The organism is Rhodococcus olei (genome assembly GCF_039540555.1).
Lineage (GTDB): Bacteria > Actinomycetota > Actinomycetes > Mycobacteriales > Mycobacteriaceae > Rhodococcus_G > Rhodococcus_G olei.
Genome location: NZ_BAABFB010000011.1, coordinates 1 through 4,220, shown reverse-complemented (window position 1 = coordinate 4,220; position 4,220 = coordinate 1). Strand labels below are relative to the sequence as shown.

Sequence of the window (4,220 nt, the reverse complement as noted above, 5' to 3'; positions counted from 1 at the left end):
CGGTACGCCGCTACCCTGGCGTCCGCGGCGTAATCCACCACCCGTGTCCACGAATCGGGGGTAAGGCCCCAGGAAGGCCACGGCACCACCCGCGCCCTGCCCTACACCGCATCCCACCTCACCGGACGCCCCCGATCCATCGGCAGCTTCCCGTTCACCCACCGGCGCGCACCGACGCGCACCGAGAACGATCCAGGCCCGTCGCAAGCACCCACGTCGATCGATCTCGACCCGAGCTACCACGACCGCGGGATCCACGCCCGTCACGACACCCACGACCGTCTACACGACATCACCGACATCCTCGACGACGTCGAGGATGTCGGTGATCAGATCCTGGCCGAACTGCTCGCCCTACTATTAGACGACCCGGGAACCCACCAGCTAGTCGGAGTTGGTGACCATCCCGCCGATGACGTCGATCGACCGGCGCAGAACCTCGAGCTGCTCGTCGTCGAGAAGGGCGAGCTGATCGGTCATCCACTTCTCCCGCGCGCTGGTCTCGTCCGCGAGCAGCGCGTGACCGGCGTCGGTCAGCGACACGATGATCTGCCGGCCGTCGGTGGGGTGCGGCGTCCGCGCCACCATGCCCGCATCCGCGAGCGACGCGATGACCCGGGTCATCGACGGTGGTTGCACCCGCTCCTTGGCCGCGATCCCACCGGGCGTCATCGGCCCGTGCTCGTCGAGAAGGGTGAGCACCGACAGCTGCGTCAACGTCACCGAGGAATCCGCCCGGCGGCCGCGCAGGTGCCGCGACAGACGCACGACGGCCAGGGACAGATCGTTGGCCAGTGAGCGAGTATCGAAGGTCACGTCCGGAGAATACGGCACCGGATGACCCCCGGATCCGGCATCGCACCACGGGCTGTCCCGTGGACACCGGACGCCGGACCGGGACCGGCTCGGGAACGTCGAACGTAACGCCGGTCGAAGCCACCGCGACCGAGTCGACGACAGACCACCAGCGCGGTAGCCACAAACGGGCGATGCCTTCAGACGGCGATCCGGGGCCGCTCCCTCAGCAGCCGGCCGGTCTCGACGACGTGCCGGCCCTCAAGCCAAACTGTAGACGTCCCGTGAAGTGGTGGGGTTTGGGCTGGGTGGCGCGGCTCCGACGTAGAGAGGGCCATCGGCGGGATCTTCGGTGTGTACGGCCAAGCACGCATCGAGTCCGGCGCCGACGACGCGGTGCCGTGGGTACGCCCGGCCGGGCCCCGAACGTCGGCGAGCGGGCCCGCCATCCGGACAGGTCTCGCCCGCGACCGTCCGAGATGTGCACGTGCACTCGCCCTCGGTCGCCCGTTGTGAGTGCGGCGCCCTTGGCCAGCGTGGCCTTGGCCCTGCGCTCCACCAGGAGTGGCACCGCCAGGGGTAACGAACCTTGGGGCAGGTCAGCGAGTCGATCAAAGCCGGAGCAGCCCTCCCCCGAGAGGCCGCACGAGATGAGGCCGGGCCTGCTGCACGAACCGCACACAGCCCCTGACCTCGCTCGCTTCAGGCGGGTTTCGACCATGTCGAAGCGATTGTCCACTCGGACTGCGGTTTTCGGGTTGTAGCGGTAGATGGCTAGTGCCCGCTGAAGAGAGCGCGGTGGATCTCCTCACTGGTCCTCTTCCCAGGAGTGGGTTCGCCAACACACCCGCCGACCACCACTCCTGCGGGCAAGTCGTTCCCGCAGGCACGCTCGGCCCGCAGATCGGAGAACAGTGGTCCGTCCAGATCAGTCGTCTTGATCAAAATTGGTCCTCACTTGTCGTCCGGCATACGGCAGCAGCCGGAACTTGGCTGACTTTCAAGCCCGCACGAGACCTTCCGCGGCCTTGTCGAAGACATCTTGTACGCGGCCGAGGGGCTCGATCACCGAGAGCGGTCGTCTGGCGTACCCGGTTCGCCGGGGCCTGAAGAACCCACGTGACTCGCAACCCACTGTGCGGCTACCTCGAAACGTCGAGCGCCGACCACCACGTCCGGCGAGCGCCGAAGGCCGAAGCCAATCGACGCCCCCTGGAGTAACCCCAGGAACACAGGCCACGCCGGGGCGGTACGACAAACCGCATCCACGACCTGAGCCGGCCGCAGCCCGACCCAGTGGACGAGGTTGCCGAACACCTCCCCGCACCCTGCCTCGGCCGACCGGGAGCCTCGGTCTCACTCCCGGCATTGGCACCGGTGGCGCCGCACATTCCGCTTGTGGCGTCCATGTCGTCTCATTTGCGCGTCCAGCGCGGTCTCGCGCCGGGGTCGGCTCGCGGGTCGATGCCGTCGATACCGCGGTCAGCGCGCGTCCCGAGGCCACCTTCCTCTTCCTGCTCCCCTTACACCGGACGGACAATGAGAATGCCCATTTCCCATTCGACCAAGGAGGGCACGATGACCACTGCCCGAGAAATCATGCACCGCGACGCCACCTGCATCGGCGAGCGTGACACCCTCGAATCCGCGGCGAAACGGATGCGCGAACTCGATGTCGGCGCGCTACCGATCTGCGGCGAGGACGATCGCCTGCACGGCATCATCACCGACCGCGACATCGTCCTCAAGTGCCTCGCCGAAGGCCTCGACGCGAAGACAATGACCGCCGGCGAACTCGCACAAGGCAAGCCGTACGTCGTTGACGCCGACGCCGACGTGGACCAGGTGCTCACCGTGATGGAGGAACACAAGATCCGCCGCCTCCCGGTGCTCGAAGAGCATCGGCTGGTCGGCATGATCAGCGAAGCCGACCTGGCGTCCCACCTTCCCGAAGAGGCGGTCGGGCGGTTCGTCGAGGCCATCTGCGCGAGCAGCACCGGATAACCTCACGCAGGCGACAACCGGGACGGCCCGGGCATCGGCGCGTAGCCGATGCCCGGGCTACGTGCTCGAGGCGAGCATGTAGGCGGCGCCGCGAAAGCCGCGGCGGTACACCCGCGAGAGCAGAGCGCCTGCGCATACCTCGACCTCTGCGAACTCCTCAGTCGAGATATCCACATTGCGGGGTCGCGTGTTGAGCCGGCCTGGACTCGAGACTCCGGCTTGACGGGCGCGCGCCCACAGGTCTTGCATTCGGATTCTGCGGTTCTCCGATTCCAGCGTGCGCTCGAGCATCCACCGCAGTCGCCCGCTGCCTCGGTCACCAACCCGGCTGTCCCCGGGCTGGTGACCGAGGACTGCGCGGCGCGGAACTGCACGGATGGCACGCGCAGTGGCAGTGAGTAATCGCGCCCGACGACGACGCCAACGGTCCGCGTCGGGTGCACGAACATTCGGCGACGCCACCGCCGGCAGACCGGGGTGTCGCGCAGGCCAGATGCAGCCGAGGGCGGGCCTCACTGTCAGTCCAGGTCGGGGTGGGCTTGCTTGGTCTGCTGTTCGACCTGCCGCCATGCTCCGGGGGTCGGCTTCGGGTGGCTCAGCTCGTCGCCCACCTTCGCCGACCGGATCACCGCGTCGGCGGCGTCGATGTCGGCGATCAGCTGCTCGGCCAGTTCCTTCTCGGCCGCGTAGTACCGCTCCGACCAGCGCAGCACGATCACCGCGTACGCCCAGGCCGGCTGCGCCGCACCACCCGCCGCGTCCGCCGCGGCCCGCCGGCGCATCTTCTCCACGTACTCGATGTGCTCGCGCAGGATCTCCTTGAGGCGCCCCGGCTCGTTCAGATGTCCGAGCCAGATCCGAAGCATCACACCGTGCTTCAGGATCGGTGGGTCGATCGGCGCCTCGTTGGACCACCGCCGGACCGCCGCGGTGCCGGCCGCGGTGATCGTGTACAGGCGCCGGCCCCGCACCCCGTTGTCGTGCTTGACGCGGGAGGTGACGAACCCGTGCTTCTCGAGCTTCTTGAGCTCGGTGTAGACCTGGCTGAACGACGGGCTCCAGTAGAAGAACCGGATCGACCAGTCCGCCCACTTCTTCAGCTCGTACCCGGACAGCTCCTCCCCGAACGCCAGCATGCCGAGCACCGCCCAGCTCGTCGCGGGCAGGGCGGGCAGATCGGATTCGTGAGCCGATTCGGGCGAGGACACCGACCGATGCTAACAACCGGACATCGGCCGATTGCAGGGTGAAGGCCCACTGAACCCGGGCCGCAACACACCACACACCGAGAGTTTTGAACCCACCCTTGGAGATTGGCCCGAGGTGTGGGGCGGAGCCCCCGTTCCTTCCCGCGGCGCCCGGACCCGGCCCGCCGATCCCGTCCTCCGGTGGGCCGCCGGCCGGACACGATCGCCGCTCGG

Annotated in this window: 3 protein-coding genes; 1 reads left to right on the top strand and 2 read right to left on the bottom strand. The window is 68.1% G+C overall.

Annotated features, from left to right (window positions below):
* Window positions 1-384: 384 nt before the first annotated feature.
* Window positions 385-816: a MarR family winged helix-turn-helix transcriptional regulator gene (locus ABD951_RS01810; protein WP_345341464.1), complete on the bottom strand. Its 432-nt coding sequence runs from the start codon at window positions 814-816 to the stop codon at window positions 385-387.
* 1,557 nt (window positions 817-2,373) lie between these two features.
* Here ABD951_RS01810 and ABD951_RS01805 point away from each other — a divergent pair.
* A complete protein-coding gene (locus ABD951_RS01805; RefSeq protein ID WP_345341463.1) occupies window positions 2,374-2,799 on the top strand; it encodes a CBS domain-containing protein in 426 nt (141 codons plus the stop codon).
* A gap of 518 nt (window positions 2,800-3,317) precedes the next feature.
* Here ABD951_RS01805 and ABD951_RS01800 read toward each other — a convergent pair.
* Window positions 3,318-3,935, bottom strand: coding sequence for a PadR family transcriptional regulator (locus ABD951_RS01800; protein ID WP_345341466.1), 618 nt, complete (start codon window positions 3,933-3,935; stop codon window positions 3,318-3,320).
* Window positions 3,936-4,220 lie beyond the last annotated feature (285 nt).